The organism is Modicisalibacter sp. 'Wilcox', assembly GCF_010993675.1.
GTDB lineage: Bacteria > Pseudomonadota > Gammaproteobacteria > Pseudomonadales > Halomonadaceae > Modicisalibacter > Modicisalibacter tunisiensis.
The window spans coordinates 63,947-79,837 of sequence record NZ_WNXF01000016.1; the positions used below are offsets into that span (position 1 = coordinate 63,947).

15 protein-coding genes are annotated in these 15,891 nt (G+C 67.0%); 9 read left to right on the forward strand and 6 right to left on the reverse strand.

Annotation, left to right across the window (positions count from 1 at the left end; all coding sequences use genetic code 11):
• The first annotated feature begins 187 nt into the window (after positions 1-187).
• Together G7A98_RS14115 and G7A98_RS14120 are read left to right on the forward strand one after the other, a co-directional pair.
• Complete coding sequence (locus G7A98_RS14115) at positions 188-715, forward strand: TIGR02281 family clan AA aspartic protease (protein WP_163650315.1); 528 nt, start codon at positions 188-190, stop codon at positions 713-715.
• A 54-nt stretch (positions 716-769) separates the two neighbouring features.
• On the forward strand, positions 770-1,321 hold the full coding sequence (locus G7A98_RS14120; RefSeq protein WP_163650316.1) for a carboxypeptidase regulatory-like domain-containing protein: 552 nt from the start codon (positions 770-772) through the stop codon (positions 1,319-1,321).
• Positions 1,322-1,331: 10 nt separating this feature from the next.
• Here G7A98_RS14120 and G7A98_RS14125 read toward each other — a convergent pair whose 3' ends face one another.
• Positions 1,332-1,487 (reverse strand): hypothetical protein, encoded by a 156-nt coding sequence (locus G7A98_RS14125; RefSeq protein ID WP_163650317.1) that lies wholly within the window; start codon positions 1,485-1,487, stop codon positions 1,332-1,334.
• Positions 1,488-1,568: 81 nt separating this feature from the next.
• Entirely contained in the window at positions 1,569-2,057 is a 489-nt protein-coding gene (locus G7A98_RS14130) for a GNAT family N-acetyltransferase (protein ID WP_163650318.1), read from the reverse strand.
• A 132-nt stretch (positions 2,058-2,189) separates the two neighbouring features.
• Here G7A98_RS14130 and G7A98_RS14135 point away from each other — a divergent pair, with 132 nt between their 5' ends.
• The 5 genes from G7A98_RS14135 to G7A98_RS14155 all read left to right on the forward strand — a co-directional run bounded on the left by G7A98_RS14135 (position 2,190) and on the right by G7A98_RS14155 (position 6,904).
• Complete coding sequence (locus G7A98_RS14135; protein ID WP_163650319.1) at positions 2,190-3,134, forward strand: LysR substrate-binding domain-containing protein; 945 nt, start codon at positions 2,190-2,192, stop codon at positions 3,132-3,134.
• A 159-nt stretch (positions 3,135-3,293) separates the two neighbouring features.
• Positions 3,294-4,277 (forward strand): TRAP transporter substrate-binding protein DctP, encoded by a 984-nt coding sequence (gene dctP, locus G7A98_RS14140; RefSeq protein ID WP_240464760.1) that lies wholly within the window; start codon positions 3,294-3,296, stop codon positions 4,275-4,277.
• A gap of 62 nt (positions 4,278-4,339) precedes the next feature.
• A complete protein-coding gene (locus tag G7A98_RS14145) occupies positions 4,340-4,843 on the forward strand; it encodes a TRAP transporter small permease (protein WP_163650321.1) in 504 nt (167 codons plus the stop codon).
• The gene (locus tag G7A98_RS14150) at positions 4,840-6,120 is read left to right on the forward strand and encodes a TRAP transporter large permease (RefSeq protein ID WP_163650322.1); all 1,281 of its coding nucleotides are present in this window, start codon (positions 4,840-4,842) and stop codon (positions 6,118-6,120) included. The genes G7A98_RS14145 and G7A98_RS14150 overlap by 4 nt, the downstream gene beginning before the upstream one ends.
• Positions 6,121-6,142: 22 nt before the next feature.
• On the forward strand, positions 6,143-6,904 hold the full coding sequence (locus tag G7A98_RS14155; RefSeq protein ID WP_205596280.1) for a M15 family metallopeptidase: 762 nt from the start codon (positions 6,143-6,145) through the stop codon (positions 6,902-6,904).
• Positions 6,905-6,917: 13 nt separating this feature from the next.
• Here the strand turns inward: G7A98_RS14155 and G7A98_RS14160 are convergent, their stop codons facing one another.
• On the reverse strand, positions 6,918-7,553 hold the full coding sequence (locus G7A98_RS14160) for a hypothetical protein (protein WP_163650323.1): 636 nt from the start codon (positions 7,551-7,553) through the stop codon (positions 6,918-6,920).
• 218 nt (positions 7,554-7,771) lie between these two features.
• On the opposite strand from G7A98_RS14160, the gene G7A98_RS14165 reads away from it, so the two are divergent.
• Positions 7,772-9,181: a PLP-dependent aminotransferase family protein gene (locus G7A98_RS14165; RefSeq protein ID WP_163650324.1), complete on the forward strand. Its 1,410-nt coding sequence runs from the start codon at positions 7,772-7,774 to the stop codon at positions 9,179-9,181.
• Between the two features lie 21 nt (positions 9,182-9,202).
• Here the strand turns inward: G7A98_RS14165 and gnd are convergent, their stop codons facing one another.
• The 3 genes from gnd to G7A98_RS14180 all read right to left on the reverse strand — a co-directional run bounded on the left by gnd (position 9,203) and on the right by G7A98_RS14180 (position 14,603).
• Positions 9,203-10,180: a phosphogluconate dehydrogenase (NAD(+)-dependent, decarboxylating) gene (gene gnd / locus G7A98_RS14170; protein ID WP_163650325.1), complete on the reverse strand. Its 978-nt coding sequence runs from the start codon at positions 10,178-10,180 to the stop codon at positions 9,203-9,205.
• Positions 10,181-10,326: 146 nt separating this feature from the next.
• A complete protein-coding gene (locus G7A98_RS14175; RefSeq protein WP_163650326.1) occupies positions 10,327-11,559 on the reverse strand; it encodes a ribonucleotide-diphosphate reductase subunit beta in 1,233 nt (410 codons plus the stop codon).
• Between the two features lie 134 nt (positions 11,560-11,693).
• The gene (locus tag G7A98_RS14180) at positions 11,694-14,603 is read right to left on the reverse strand and encodes a ribonucleoside-diphosphate reductase subunit alpha (protein WP_163650327.1); all 2,910 of its coding nucleotides are present in this window, start codon (positions 14,601-14,603) and stop codon (positions 11,694-11,696) included.
• Positions 14,604-15,169: 566 nt separating this feature from the next.
• Here G7A98_RS14180 and G7A98_RS14185 point away from each other — a divergent pair.
• Complete coding sequence (locus G7A98_RS14185; RefSeq protein WP_163650328.1) at positions 15,170-15,886, forward strand: response regulator; 717 nt, start codon at positions 15,170-15,172, stop codon at positions 15,884-15,886.
• The last annotated feature ends 5 nt before the right edge of the window (positions 15,887-15,891 follow it).

Consider the following 15,891-nt stretch of genomic DNA (forward strand, 5'->3'; position numbering starts at 1 on the left):
CTGGTATCCTGATGATGGCGAGAGCGATCCGGTGCAGCCATTATCCGTTGTCGGCGCATCAACGATGTGACATACATCAATGAATGTTGGATCGAGCCGTTTCCGCCAACGATTCCGCATCGGCGGTGCCTGGTGACGCCGTCGGAAAGCAGGGCTCGGTGACGACGTGGACGATGATCGAGGCGATATGAGCAACGACAACGACGGCGTGCGACGCACCGGCCTGGGCATGATGGTGCTGTTCTGGGTGATCCTGCTGGGCCTGGCCGTACTCTGGTTCCAGGATAGCCTGACGACGCGGCACAATCCTAATGCCGGACTCGTGGAGGACGAAGGTACTGGGCCGATCACTCTGACGCGCAATGCCGGCGGGCACTTTGTGGCCACCGGGCGTATCAACGGTGAGCCGGTGACCTTCCTGCTGGACACCGGCGCCAGTCTGGTCTCGATTCCCGCCGGTCTCGCCGATCGCCTGGGGCTCGAGCGCGGTATTCGGGCCACGTTCGATACCGCCAACGGGCGCGCCAGCGGGTTCATGACTACACTCGATCGGGTCTCGCTGGGCGGTCTTCAGGCCCGTGACGTACGCGGTTCGATCAATCCCGGCATCGGGGGTGACACCGCCTTGCTGGGAATGAGTTTTCTGGGCCGTTTCGATATCCGCATTCGCGGTTCACAGATGGTCCTGCGCGCCCCGGAGCAGGACGAGACGTAAGCGCCATATCGATAAATCAGGCCCGAGCGGCTTGGGCATGGAGGGGAGGCTGTGATGCGCCAATGGATGGGAGTGGTGTTGCTGGGACTGCTGCTCAGCGGCTGTCAGGGATTACAGAGCATGCTGCCGGGGGGCGGCGAGACGGGCCGCCCCCCGGCAGTCATCGAGCGCGGTGGCGAGGCGCCCGGACAGCCGGGGATGGTCGAACGCAAGGTGCCGTTTCCCGCCGAGACCTACGCCAAGCTCGACAAGCACGGCAGCGCGACGATCAAGGGGCGTCTGAGCTACACCACCTCAAAAGGACAGACGCTCGTCGGCGCCCACGAGACGGTATCGATCGCGCCGGCGACACAATACTCCGCCGAGGCTGCCGATGTGGCGCTGGCCGGCAAGCGCATCGAGCCCGCCGATCCGCGGGCACGGGAGTACACCCATTACGCCGAGACCGACGCCAACGGTTATTTTGTCGCCCACGATATCCCCGCAGGGGTGTTCTATGTCGCCGGCAGCGTGGTGCTTCCCGGCGGCCAGTCGCGCAGCCCGCTGATCCTCAAGCAGGTCGAGGTCGGCAAGGGGCAGACGATCAAGGTCGACCTGAGTCGGTGACGCACGAGGCTCAGGAGTCGTGGGTATCGCCGTCGTTGTCCGTTGACTCCTGGCCGGTCTCGGGCGTCCGGTAATGCCCGGGAATCGTCTCCCGTTCGCCGTTGGGCAGGTCACGGACATGGGTGGGAACGTAGACGCGGGTGATGACGCTCTTGCGCTGATTCATTCTCCGAGTACTCCACTCAAGTATTCCGTTGCCTCAAGCTACCGCGTCTCGGTACGCCTGGCAAATTCCCGGGGCAACGGCTCAACGTAAAGACAATACCAAGCTCATGAAGATCACGTCACCGGCCTCGTTGCGCAGCAGTTCGGTGAAGCCCAGTGAGCGATACAGGCTTAAGGCAGTATGGTTGTCAGCATAGACGTTGAGGGTCAACCGGCGGGCCTCGAACGCCTCGCTGGCGCGGGCGATCAGCGCCCGACAGAGCTCGCGCCCCAGGCCTCGGCCGCGCTGAGCCGGGGCGACGATCAGTCGTGCCAGATGCACCACTCGATAGTCCCAGCGCAGTAGTTGGCCGAAACCGAGCAGCGCGCCGTCGGCGTCGACCAGCGCAAAGCTGTTCTCCGGGGAGGCCTCGAGCGTCATCCAGGCGGTGTTGGCCGTGGTCGGGTAGGGCAGCCGCGGCCCCGCCCAGCGCCGGCTCGCCGCGGCGTCGGCGGGCCAGGCGAGCACGGTGTCGAGGTCGTCGACTCGGGCGGGGCGCAAATGTGGCGTGCTGGGAGCGTTGGCGGACATGCCTCCACCCTAACACGGTCACGAGGGACGTAATGCGCTCGAGCGAAGTGGTCGGAGTATGATGCTCTTTCGTGAAGGTCGCGACGCCGCGGCCGCAAAGATGAAGAGACCGCCTGCCGAGCCGAGTTCGTGATGAGCCCCTTCAAGACCCGCGCCCTGGAATACCTCGACGCCATTGTCCACTACGGCTCGTTGCGCCGTGCTGCCGCCCAGCTGGGCGTCAATCCGTCGGCGCTCAGTCGCCAGTTGCGCGCCCTCGAGGAGGAGCTGGATACCCTGCTGCTGGTGCGTGCCTCGCGGGTTGCGCTGACCCCGGCGGGCGAGCTGATCCTGCGCCACTATCGAGACCAGCGTGCCGCCGAGCGGGCCACACTGTCGCGCCTGCAGGCGCTGCAGAACCTCGAGCGCGGCGAGGTGCGCATCGCCGTCGGCGAGGGCTTCATCGCCGACCTGATCTCGGCGCCGCTGCAGAATTTCCTCGCCACCTACCCGGGGCTGGAGATCGAGGTGCGCATGGCCGGATTGACCGAAGCGATGCAGCTGGTCAGGGAAGATGCCGTCGACCTGGCGCTGCTCTACGCACCGCCCGACGACCCGCAACTGGTCTCGCACATCGACCGCCGCCAGCCGCTGGATCTGATCGTGCCCGCCGGGCACGCTCTGGCCCGGGTCTCGGCGCCCCTGTCGCTGGCGGCGATCGCCGATCATCCACTGGCGCTGATCGACAGCCATACCGGCATGCGGCAGCTGGTGGACATGGCGCTCTACGAGACGCATCTGTCCTATCGACCCCGCATGAAGACCAATTCGGTCTCGGTACTCAAGAACTTCGTGCGCTCGGGATTGGGCGTGACCTTCATGCCCGAGCTGAGCGTGCTCGAGGAGATCCATGAAGGCAGCATCGTCGCCCGCGAGGTGGACGCGAGCGTGCTGCGGCATGCCCGGGCGCGCATCGTCAGCCAGGCCGAGCGGCCGTTGACGGTGGCCGCCCAGGCGTTCATCCGGCATCTGCGGCGCAGCATGCGTTTCTTCAGTGCCGACGCGCCGCGCGTTCTGGATGCTCAGGTGTTGCCTTGAAAGCAACGCTCGATGACTTGAAAGGTCAACACCGCAACGGCTAGCGTCGAGATGTCGCCCTTGGCCGACGCAGCCGTCCTCGAATCGCATAACAACAAGGAGCCTTTCATGCGCATTCCCACCCTGCACAACGCCCTGCTGGCCGTCGCCGCGACGGGCATGTTCGCCACCGCGAGCCTGGCCAACGCCGCCACGACCATCAACCTGAGCTACAACGGCCCGCCCGACACCGACAAGAACGCCGTGCACCTGTTCGCCAGCAATCTCAAGCGACTGGTCGAGGAAAAGACCGACGGCGACATCCAGCTCAAGCTCTATCCCAACTCGATGCTCGGCGAGGAGCAGGAGCGCATGGAGCAGGTGATCAACTCGCCGAGCCTGAATATCGCCTCGTTCGCCGGCCTGTCGCCGATCGTGCCGGAGATCTACGTCAGCGCGATTCCCTTCCTGTTCGAGGACTATGACGCCGCCCACCGGTTCTTCGACGAGGGCGACTACTGGAGCAAGGTCGAGGATACCCTGAAGGAACGCACCGGCGCCGAACTGCTCGGGGTGATCGAGGAGGGGGGCTTTCTCGATTTCACCAACTCCAAGCGCCCCATCAGCAGCCCGGACGACTTCGAGGGCCTTCGCTTCCGCGCCATGGACCCCAGCCAGGTGGCGCTCTACGAGGCATTCGGCGCCTCCGGCACGCCGATCCCCTGGACCGATACCTACATGGCGCTCAAGACCAACGTCGCCGACGGCCAGATGAACCCGCCGATGTACATCATCATGGGCAGCCTCTACGAGGTGCAGAAGTACCTGACGCTGGCCAACGTGCAGTACTCGGACCAGTTCCTGATCGCCAACGGCAGCTGGTACGACGGCCTCTCCGAGGAGGATCGCCGGGCGATCGACGCGGCCGTGGAGGAGGCCAACGCGCTCAACCGCGAGGACGTCGAGAAGCGTGTCGACGAGCGCATCCAGTTCCTCGCCGACCACGGCATGCAGGTGATCGAGCCCAGCGAGGAGGAGCTCGCCGCCTTCCGCGAGAAGGGCCAGCCGGCCTACATCGACTGGCTCCGGCAGAAGGACATCGGCGAGGAGTGGATCAAGACGGCGCTCGAGGATGCCGGGCAGGGCGACCTGCTCGCCGACTGATCGCGCTTTCCATTCACCCGAGGAGACGCGCTCACGGCCGGCCGTGAGCGTGTGACACCGCCATGTTCCGAGATACCCTGCTGACGCTGCTGGGCCGGGTCACCACCGGCCTCGGCGGCCTGGCGCTGCTGATCACCCTGGTCGACATCCTCTACGGCGTCGTCACCCGCTACGTGGTCGGCCAGGCGCCGATCTGGAGCGACGAGCTCGCCCGTTACTGCCTGATCGCCTCGGCGCTGCTGATCGCCGGCAACGTCTGGGTGCGCGGCGAGCACATGCGTGTGGCGCTGCTCGAGCGCCGGCTGGGCGTGACCGCCCGCCGCGTGCTGCTGGGCTACCAGTGGCTGCTGACCTTGGTGCTGGCGCTGGCGATGACCTGGTGGAGCTGGCACTACGCGCTCTCGGTCGGCTACTTCACCTCCCAGGGGCTGGGCATCAGCCGCACCATCCCGATGCTGGCCATGCCGCTGGGCTTCGGCCTGCTCGCCCTGCAGGTGCTGATCCACGGCCCGAATCCGCTGCCGCAACCCGGCGCCGACGACGCCGTCGAGGGGGCCGCCTCATGATGGTCGCCACGATGTTCGCCACCCTGCTGGCCAACACCCTGCTGGGCATCCCGCTGTTCCTGACGCTGATCGTCACCGCCCTGGTGGGGTTCGTGTTCGTCGACCCGGGAATGGTCGCGCGAATGATGCCGCAGCAGTTCTTCGGCGGCTTGAACAGCTTCTCGCTGATGGCGATTCCGCTGTTCATTCTCGCCGGCAACCTGATGAACGCCTGCGGCATGACCGAGCGGCTGATGCGTGTCGCGCGGCTGCTGGTCGGCCATCTGCGCGGCGGCATCGGTCACGTCAACGTGGTGGGCAGCGTCTTCATGTCCGGCGTCAACGGTTCGGCGGCCGCCGATGCCTCGGCGCTGGGCGCGCTGCTGGTGCCGGCGATGACCCGCGAGGGCTATTCCACCGCCTTCGCCGCCGGGCTGACCGCCGGCAGCTCGCTGATCGGCCCGATCATCCCGCCGAGCATCTTCATGATCCTCTACAGCGCGCAGACCAACACCTCGGTCGGCCAGCTGTTCCTCGGCGGCGTGGTGCCGGGCCTGCTGCTGGCGCTGGCGTTCATGGCCATGAACGCCTTGCACGCCCGGCGCGCCGGCCTGGAGCGACGCACCACGCTGCCGGCGATGAGCGAGGTGTTTACAGCGGTACGTGGCGCGTTGCCGGCGCTGGTCGCGCCCTTCATCATCGTCGCCGGGATCGTTCTGGGCTTCGTCACGCCCACCGAGTCCGGGGCGCTGACCGTGCTCTACGTCGCCCTGTGCGGCCTGGCGATGGGCGAGCTGCGTCCGGGCGCCTTCTGGCGGGCGGTGGTCGAGACCACCCGGCTGGCCGCGGCGATCTTCATGATCATCGGCATCTCCTCGGTGATCAGCTGGGAGCTGGCCTATGCCCAGGCGCCGGATCGCTTCGCCGGGCTGCTCGAGCCGTTCATCGACTCGCCGGTGATCGTGCTGCTGCTGCTCAGCGCCATCACCTTCGTCACCGGCATGTTCATGGAGGAAGTCTCGGCGCTGATGCTGCTCTCGCCGGTGTTCACGCCGGTGGCGCTGGCCGCCGGCATCGACCCGGTGGCGCTGGGCATCATCATCACCCTGAACATCACCATCGCCCTGATCACCCCGCCGATGGGCGCCTGCCTGTTCATCGCCGCGGCGGTCAGCCGGCTCGACATCACCGTGCTGTTCCGCACCATCTGGCCGTTCATCCTGACCGCCGTTGCGGTGCTGCTGGTGCTGATCCTGTTCCCCGGCCTGATCACCTGGCTACCCGAAACCCTGGGCTGATTGCATCTTGGATACCAACCGCGTGAACGTGACTGACCCGACCCGACGCCCCATCGCCGACATCGCCGAGCCGCAGTGGGACATCATCGCGGCGATTCCCATCGCCGACGAGGGCGCGCCGCTGCATCCGTTGAGCCTCGCCGCGCCGGCGCTGCGCACCCTGCCCATCTACCACACCCTGGGCGTGCCCCGGGCGGTGCCCGAGTGCTGGACCCGCGAGGCACTCTACCGGCGGCTATTGACCGTGGCCCGCAACCTGCCGGAAGGGCTGGGGCTGGTGGTGCTCGACGCCTGGCGCCCCTACGTCGTGCAGCGCTACCTCTACGACACCCTGCTGGGCATGGTCGAGACGCGCTACGCCGATCTCGACGCCGCGGACCGCCGAGAGCTGACCCGTGCCTTCGTCTCGCCGCCCAGCGAGCGTCCGGAGTGCCCCAGCCCGCACCTCACCGGCGGTGCGGTGGACGTGACGCTGTGCGACGCCGATGGGCTGCTGCTCGACATGGGCTCGGCCTTCGACGAGGCGCGGGCCAGCTCGCACACTGTGCATTTCGAGCATCACGCCGACGATGCCGAGTCGCGCCTCTGGCGCGACCGGCGGCGCATCCTCTACCACGCCATGGTCGATGCTGGCTTTGCCAACCTGCCCAGCGAGTGGTGGCACTACAGCTACGGCGACCAGATGTGGGCCTGGTATCGCGGTGAGCCCCGGGCACTGTTCGGTGCCACGGCGCCGGACAGCCTGGAAGCCCGCTGGCGGCGCTCGCTGGGGCTGGTGGAGTGAGGGTTAGTGAGAGTTACGGCGCCTTCGGGTGCAGGGGCGCGTCGCGGGCCGGCGTCTCGTCTAGCCGGCCGAGCTCGTGGAGGTCGTGGAGATACTTGTCGAGTCGGGCCAGCAGGTGGGTCAGCGCGATCAGGCCGTAGATCACCACCATCAGTATCCAGGGGACGTTGGCCCAGCTCAGCCAGGCGGCCGAGAGCGGATAGGCGATAGTGTAGATGCTCAGCCCGCCCAGAAACAGCACCGTCAGGCAGCAGGCCAGGATGAGCAGCAGCAGCACGGTCCGGAAGCTGTGGCGCGGCGGGCGCGTCTGCCAGAACGGCAGGTGCCGGACCCGCAGGCCGCCGTCCAGCACGAGCCGGTGACCGCGACGCAGCAGCGGCTCGGCGCAGACCTGACGCGACTCGCTGGCCAGGACCCGGCGGATCACGCCTTCGTCGACCTGCTCGCCGAACGTCGAGCGTATCGCGCGCCGGAAGGCGTCGTCGTCGGCAGCGGACGCCAGCTGCGCCAGGGCCGCCATGTCCGGCACATCCCCCCGGGCGATCAATTCGTCATCGCCGAAGTTCTGATCGTAGTAGATGTCATAGAGCTGGTAGATCGAGAAGGCGACCCCGATGAAGATCATCAGCAGGGCGAGGGCGTCTAGCATACTGGTTCTCCGGTGCCTGAGAGGACGGCAGACCGTGTGGCGCGATGCTGCGTCATGGGGGCCTGCCATCGCTCGCGCTGTGTCCGGTCCAGCTTAAGGCAGCTCAAGGATGCGTTACAGTATCAGCTGGGCGTGAAAAAACCGGATCAGTTGGCCCCGGTCAAGGAACGTGCGGATAGTCGCGACGCGGTGGGGCGGCAGGGGGAAGGCGGGGGACCATGAAGCGCTACGAACAGTTTGCCGAGGAGATCGCCGCGCTGATTCGCAAGCGGGTGCTGGCCCCGGGCGAGCGCATTCCGTCGGTCAGGCAGGCGAGTCGGCGTTACGGCATCAGCCCCTCGACGGTCTTTCAGGCCTACTATCGGCTCGAGCGCCAGGGGTTGATCATCGCCAGGGCGCGCTCCGGCTACTTCGTGCGTGAACAGGCCCTGCGGCTGCCGGGCGAGCCGAGTGTCGCCGCACAGCGGCTGGACCCCGCCGAGGTGGCGGTCAGCGAGCTGGCGTTTTCGGTGCTGGACTCCCTGCGTGACACCGAGACGGTGCCCTTCGGATCGGCCTTCCCCGGCCCCGAGCTGTTTCCGCTGGCGCGCCTGGCCGGCAGCATGACGCGCGGCCTGCGCGAACTGCCGGCCACCGCGATCGTCGCCGACATGACCGAGGGGCATGCCGACCTGCGGCGTCAGGTCCTGCTGCGCTACGGCCTGAACGGCCTGTCGCTGGCGCCCGAGGAGCTGGTCATCACCAACGGCGCCATGGAGGCGCTGAGCCTGGGTCTGCAATGCGTCACCCGCCCGGGCGACCTGGTGGCCATCGAGGCGCCGGCGTTCTATGCCAGCCTGCAGCTGCTGGAGCGATTCGGCCTGCGGGCGATCGAGATTCCGGTGCACCCCCGCGACGGCATCGACCTCGAGGTACTGGAAGATCGTCTGGCGCGCTATCCCATCCGGGCCTGCTGGCTGATGAGCCACCTGCAGAACCCGCTGGGCGCGAGCCTCGACGACGCGGCGAAGCGCAGGCTCTACGCGCTGTTGAAGCGTCATCAGGTGCCGTTGCTCGAGGATGACGCCTATGCCGAGCTGTATTTCGGCACACGCCCGCCCCGGCCCGTGAAGTGGCTCGACGACGCGGGGCTGGTCATGCACTGCGGGTCGTTCTCGAAGTGCCTGGCGCCGGGCTACCGCGTCGGCTGGATGGCGGCGGGGCGGTTCGCCTCGGCGGTGTCGCGGCTCAGGCTGATGACGACCATCGCGCCCTCCATCCCGGCCCAGGTGGCGATTGCCGACTATCTCCGGCGAGGCAGCTACGACCGCCACCTGCGCCAGTTGCGGCATACCCTGCAGTCCCAGCAGAGTGCCATGCTGGCCGCCGCCGATCGCTACTTCCCGACGGGCACCCGCATCACGCGCCCTGGCGGCGGGTATTTCCTGTGGTGCGAGTTTCCCGAGCGGGTCGACTCACTGGAACTCTTCCGGCAGGCGCTGAAGGAGGGCGTCAGCCTGGCGCCGGGGCCGATCTTCTCCGCCACCCAGGGGTTTCGCCACTGCGCCCGCCTGAGCTACGGCCACCCCTGGACGGCCCGCAGCGAACGGGCCATGGAGACGCTGGGCCGGCTGCTCGCGAGCTTCTGAGCACAGCCGGCCGTGGCGCGGTTACTTCGGCGGCTCGACGTGGCCGCCGAAGCCGAAGCGCATCGCCGAGAGCAGGCGGTTGGCGTAGGTGTTCTCCTTGCGCGAGCTGAAGCGCGAGAACAGCGCATTGGCCAGCACCGGGGTGGCCACGCCCTGCTCGACGGCGGCGTCGATCGTCCAGCGCCCCTCGCCGCTGTCGGCGACGGCACCGGTGTAGTGGTCAAGCCGCGGGTCGCCGGCCAGCGCCTGGGCGGTCAGGTCGAGCAGCCAGGAGGAGACCACGCTGCCGCGCCGCCAGACCTCGGCGACGTCCGCGAGGTTCAGCTCGAAGCGCTCGTCCTCGGGCAGGGCCTCCGAGGACTTGCTCTGCATCAGCTCGAAGCCCTCGGCATAGGCCTGCATCAGGCCGTACTCGATGCCGTTGTGGACCATCTTCACGTAGTGTCCGGCGCCCACCGGGCCGGCGTGGATGTAACCGCGCTCGGCGCGGTCGTCCGGGGCGTTGCGGCCGCGGGTGCGCTCGAGATCGCCGTAGCCGGGCGCCAGGGTGTCGAACAGCGGGTCGAGGTAGTCGAAGACCTCGCGTTCGGCCCCCACCATCATGCAGTAGCCGCGCTCCAGCCCCCAGACGCCGCCGGAGGTGCCCACGTCCACGTAGTGGATGCCCTTCGGCTCGAGCGCCCGGGCACGGCGAATGTCGTCCTTGTAGAAGGTGTTGCCGCCGTCGATGATGATGTCGCCCGGCGCCAGCAGCTCGGCCAGGGTATTGATGGTGGCTTCGGTGGGCTCGCCGGCCGGCAGCATTACCCACACGGTGCGCGGTGCCTCGAGGCGCTCGACCATGGCCGCCAGGCTGGCGGCGTGGTCGGCGCCTTCCTCGATCAGCGCCGAGGTGACGGCGGCGTCCTGGTCATGGGCGACGACCGCGTGGCCGCCGCGCATCAGGCGGCGGGCGATGTTGCCGCCCATGCGGCCGAGGCCGATGATACCGAGTTGCATGGTGTTTCCTTTCACGATGGATCGGGGGATAGGGTAGTCGGGACGGCGGCAAGCCTACCGTCAGCGATGCCGGGACGCAAAGCGGGCCATGTCGTGTGACATGGCCCGTCGATGACACGCCGCCGGCAGGCGGAATGGGGTGGCGCTCAGTCCCAGCTCAGCGCCCCGCCGACCTGGTATTCGGTGACGCGGGTCTCGAAGAAGTTCTTCTCCTTGCGCAGGTCGATGATCTCGCTCATCCACGGGAAGGGGTTCTGCGCGCCGGGGAACTGCTCCTTCAGGCCGATCTGCGCCAGGCGGCGGTTGCAGATGAAGTGCAGGTACTCCTCCATGATCGCCGCGTTCATGCCCAGCACGCCGCGGGGCATGGTGTCGCGGGCGTAGGCGACCTCCAGCTCGGTGCCCTCGAGGATCATCTGGGTGACCTCGTCCTGGAACTCGGGCGTCCACAGGTGCGGGTTCTCGATCTTGATCTGGTTGATCATGTCGACGCCGAAGTTCAGGTGCATCGATTCGTCGCGCAGGATGTACTGGAACTGCTCGGCGACGCCGGTCATCTTGTTGCGCCGGCCCATGGAGAGGATCTGGCTGAAGCCGCAGTAGAAGAAGATGCCCTCGGTCACGCAGTAGAAGGCGATCAGGTTGCGCAGCAGCTCCTGGTCGGTCTCCGGGGTGCCGGTGTGGAAGTCCGGGCGCGCCAGCGACTGGGTGTGCTTGAGGCTCCACGCGGACTTGGCGGAGACCGAGGGCACCTCGCGGTACATGTTGAAGACCTCGCCCTCGTCCATGCCCAGCGACTCCACGCAGTACTGGTAGGCGTGGGTATGGATCGCCTCCTCGAAGGCCTGGCGCAGCAGGTACTGGCGGCACTCGGGATTGGTGATCAGCCGGTAGACGGCGAGCACCAGGTTGTTGGCGACCAGCGAGTCGGCGGTGGAGAAGTAGCCCAGGCTGCGCTCGACGATGCGCCGCTCGTCGGCGGTCAGGCCGTCGCTGCTCTTCCACAGCGCGATGTCGGCGTTCATGTTGATTTCCTGGGGCATCCAGTGGTTGGCGCTGCCATCCAGGTACTTCTGCCAGGCCCACTCGTACTTGAAGGGCACCAGCTGGTTGAGGTCGGCGCGGGCGTTGATCATGCGCTTGTCCTCGACATCGATGCGCGCGGCACCCATCTCGAGTTCCTCGAGCCCGGCGGCCACGTCGAGCTCCTCCAGCGAGGCGCGGGCACGGGCCAGCCGGTCGCCCTCGGCGGGGCGGTAGTCGCCGCCGGTCTCTCGGACGGCCGGCTCGCTGCGCGGCGCCGGCTGCGGGGCGGGGGCCGGCTCGGGCGTCTCGGCGACCGGGGCCTCGTCTTCGTGGAAATCGTCCCAGTTCAGCATGTGTCTGTCCTGTTCTCTCGCTGGCGGCGTCAGGGCATGACGCCGGTGGCTAGATTCTGTGAGCTTCGAGCTTCGAGCTTCGAGCTTCGAGCTTCGAGCTTCGAGCTTCGAGCGGCTCGCTGCCCGTGACCGGATTACTGACAGGCCTCGCAGCCCAGCTCGTCGATCTCGCCGGCGGAGGGGGCGCGCGAGCCGCTGCCGCCCTTGCCGGTCAGGAAGTCGTCGATGCCGCGCGGCTCGGCCTTGGGCGCCTCGGCGGCCGGGGCGGGGGCCGGTTCACCGCTCGGCGCGCCGGCGTTGCTCACGGCGTTGAGCTTGCCGCGGTCGACGGTCGACTTCTCCACCGAGGTGGCGCTCAGCGCCCGCAGGTAGTAGGTGGTCTTGAGCCCGCGGAACCAGGCCATGCGGTAGGTGACGTCGAGCTTCTTGCCCGAGACCCCGGCGATGTAGAGGTTCAGCGACTGCGCCTGGTCGATCCACTTCTGGCGACGCGCGGCGGCCTCGACCAGCCACTTGGGCTCGACCTCGAAGGCGCTGGCGTAGCGCGCCTTGATGTCGTCCGGCACACGATCGATCGGCTGGAGGCTGCCGTCGTAGTACTTGAGGTCGTTGATCATCACCTCGTCCCACAGGCCGCGCTCCTTGAGGTCGCGCACCATGTAGGCGTTGACCACGGTGAACTCGCCGGACAGGTTCGATTTCACGAACAGGTTCTGGTAGGTCGGCTCGATCGACTGCGAGACGCCGCAGATGTTGGAGATCGTCGCGGTCGGGGCGATCGCCATCACGTTGGAGTTGCGCATGCCCTGGCTGGCGACCTTGTCGCGGATGCGCTGCCAGTCCTGGGTGGTGGAGGTGTCGACCTCGATGTAGTCGGCGCCGCGCTCGGCCTTCAGCTTCTCGATGGAGTCGATCGGCAGGATGCCCTGGCTCCACAGCGAGCCCTCGTAGCTCTCGTAGCGGCCGCGCTCGGCGGCGAGGTCCGAAGAGGCCTCGATGGCGTGGTAGCTGACCAGCTCCATGGAGGTGTCGGCGAAGCTCACCGCGTCATTCGAGGCGTAGGCGATGCCCTGCTTGTAGAGGGCATCCTGGAAGCCCATGATGCCCAGCCCCACCGGGCGGTGCCGGAAGTTGGAGCGCTGCGCCTGGGGCACCGCGTAATAGTTGATGTCGATGACGTTGTCGAGCATGCGCACCGCGGTCTTGACGGTCTTCTTGAGCTTCTCGCCGTCGAAGGCACCGTCGAGTACGTGCTGGGCGAGGTTGATCGAGCCCAGGTTGCACACCGCGATCTCGTCGGCGCTGGTGTTGAGGGTGATCTCGGTGCACAGGTTGGAGCTGTGGACCACGCCGGCGTGCTGCTGCGGGCTGCGCAGGTTGCACGGATCCTTGAAGGTGATCCACGGATGGCCGGTCTCGAACAGCATCGACAGCATCTTGCGCCACAGGTCCTTGGCCTTGACGCGCTTGAAGAGCTTGAGCTGACCGGTGTAGGTCATCGCCTCGTACTCCTCGTAGCGCTTCTCGAAGGCGGCGCCGTAGAGGTCGTGCAGGTCCGGGCACACGGAGGGCGAGAACAGCGTCCACTCCTTGTCGTCGAACACCCGCTTCATGAACAGGTCCGGTACCCAGTTGGCGGTGTTCATGTCATGGGTACGGCGGCGGTCGTCGCCGGTGTTCTTGCGCAGCTCGAGGAACTCCTCGATGTCCAGATGCCAGGTCTCGAGGTAGGCGCAGACGGCACCCTTGCGCTTGCCGCCCTGGTTGACGGCCACCGCGGTGTCGTTGACCACCTTGAGGAACGGCACCACGCCCTGGCTCTTGCCGTTGGTGCCCTTGATGTAGGAGCCCAGCGCGCGCACCGGCGTCCAGTCGTTGCCCAGGCCGCCGGCCCACTTGGAGAGCAGGGCGTTGTCGCGGATCGCGCTGTAGATGCCGTCGAGATGGTCGGGCACGGTGGTCAGGTAGCAGCTGGAAAGCTGGCTGCGCACCGTGCCGGCGTTGAACAGGGTCGGCGTGGAGGCCATGTAGTCGAAGCTGGAGAGCAGCTCGTAGAACTCGATGGCGCGTGCCTCGCGGTCGTCCTCGTTGAGCGCCAGGCCCATGGCGACACGCATGAACATCACCTGCGGCAGCTCGTAGCGCACGTCGTCACGGTGGATGAAGTAGCGATCGTAGAGGGTCTGCAGGCCCAGGTAGGTGAACTGGTTGTCGCGGGTGTGATCGAGGGCGTCGCCCAGGCGCTCGAGATCGAACTCGGCCAGCGCCGGGTCGAGCTGCTCGAATTCGATGCCCCTGGCGATGTAGGCCTGGAAGGCCGGCTTGTAGAACTCGGCCATCTCCTGGTAGGTGGCCTCGTCGGCGATGCCCAGGAACGACAGCGCCTCGCGGCGCAGGTTGTCCTGCAGCAGCCGCGCGGTGACGTAGGTGTAGTTGGGTTCCTTCTCGACCAGGGTGCGCGCGGTCATCATCAGCGCCTGGGAGACCCCGTCGGCGCTGACGCCGTCGTAGAGGTTCTTCAGCGAGTCGTCGACGATCTTCTTGGGCTCGACGTTGTCGAGCTCGGCGCAGGCGTCGTGCACCAGCGTCTCGACCCGGCCCAGGTCGAGCGGGCGCACGGTGCCGTCGGCCAGGGTGATGTTGAGCGTGGGGTGGGGCTTGGCGATGTCGCCGCCGGCGGCCTGGCGGGCGCGGGCGTGTTCCTCGCGGTAGAGCACGTAGGCGCGGGCGACCTTCTGCTCGCCGGCGCGCATCAGGGCCAGCTCGACCTGGTCCTGGATGTCCTCGATGTGCAGGGTACCGTTGTCCGGCGTGCGCCGCTCGAAGGCCTCGACGATCTGCGCGGTGGCCTCGGCGACGAAGTCGCGGATGCGCGAGGAGGTGCCGGCGTTGTCACCCTCGACCGCGATGAAGGCCTTGGTCATGGCCACCGAGATCTTGCTGGCGTCGAAGGCGGCAACGTCGCCGTTGCGCTTGATCACCCGCAGTTGCTTGGGAGCGGTCACGTTCATGCCCGTCGGGTCGGGAGCGAGAGTGGTTTCCATGGCGCCGGTCATCCGTTGGTGATAGGTCGTGAAGTGAGTTTGCCGCCGGCAGGGCGGCATGGCAGCGCGGTCAGCGAGCCGCGGATGCGGTCATTGACAGCGCTTGCCTGGCTTGTTAGGCGGCACAGCATATAGTGCCCTTGACGTGAATGGGCACAAGATAGTGTGCTTTTCGGGGCTCGGCAAGTGGATAACTTGTGGGCAAGATGTGTCTTGTCCGGGGGCTTCCCGGCGACCCGGCTGCAGGGTGCATGGTTGCGCCTCTCGGCGTCTTCGGACGTTTTCGGCGCCGCGCGTGAGTGTTTACAATGAGATGCATTGGCACTTTATTCAGCAATTCAGCGCGAGTCGCTCCGGGGCCGTGATGCCGAAGACAGGCATCTCGCCGGTGCCGGACTGGCAGGACCCGCGAGCCGGAACGAGAACGGGTATCCTCCGCGACGATTCGCTAGGGTTGAGGAGGGCCGTCTCGTAACCCCGTGTTGCAGGGTGTAGCATCACGGAAGCGGTTGCAGGGGCCGATGGGAACCGATCGTCGGCGGCGGCAGGCCGCCCCAGTCAACAGGATGGATGACAGCTTGGACAGCAAACACAAGGATCATGTACTGATCATCGAGGACGATGAGCGCCTGGCGAACCTGACTCGGGAGTACCTCGAGGCCAATGGCTTTCGCGTGACGCTCGAGGCGGATGGCACCCATGCCGTCGAGCGCATCGTCGAGCTGGAACCGGATATCGTGATCCTCGACCTGATGCTCCCCGGCGAGGACGGCCTGTCCATCTGCCGGCGGGTGCGCCCGCAGTACGCCGGCCCGATTCTGATGCTGACCGCGCGTACCGACGACATGGATCAGGTGCTGGGTCTGGAGATGGGCGCCGACGACTATGTGCCCAAGCCGGTGCAGCCGCGCGTGCTGCTGGCCCGCATGCGGGCGCTGATGCGGCGCAGCGAGCCGATGGAGAGCGCCAGCGGCGCGGTCCGCCTGACCTTCGACAATCTGGTGATCGACAGCGCCACCCGCGAGGCCTGGCTGGAAGGCGAGCGCATCGACCTGACCAGCGCCGAGTTCGACCTGCTCTGGCTGCTGGCCGACAACGCCGGCCGGGTGCTGACCCGCGAGGAAATCTTCTCCTCGCTGCGCGGCATCAAGTACGACGGCCAGGACCGTTCGATCGACGTGCGCGTGTCGCGAATCCGGCCCAAGATCGGTGACGATCCCAACCAGCCGCATCGCATCAAGACCGTGCGCAGCAAGGGTTATCTGTTCGTCAGGGATGCCTGATCGCC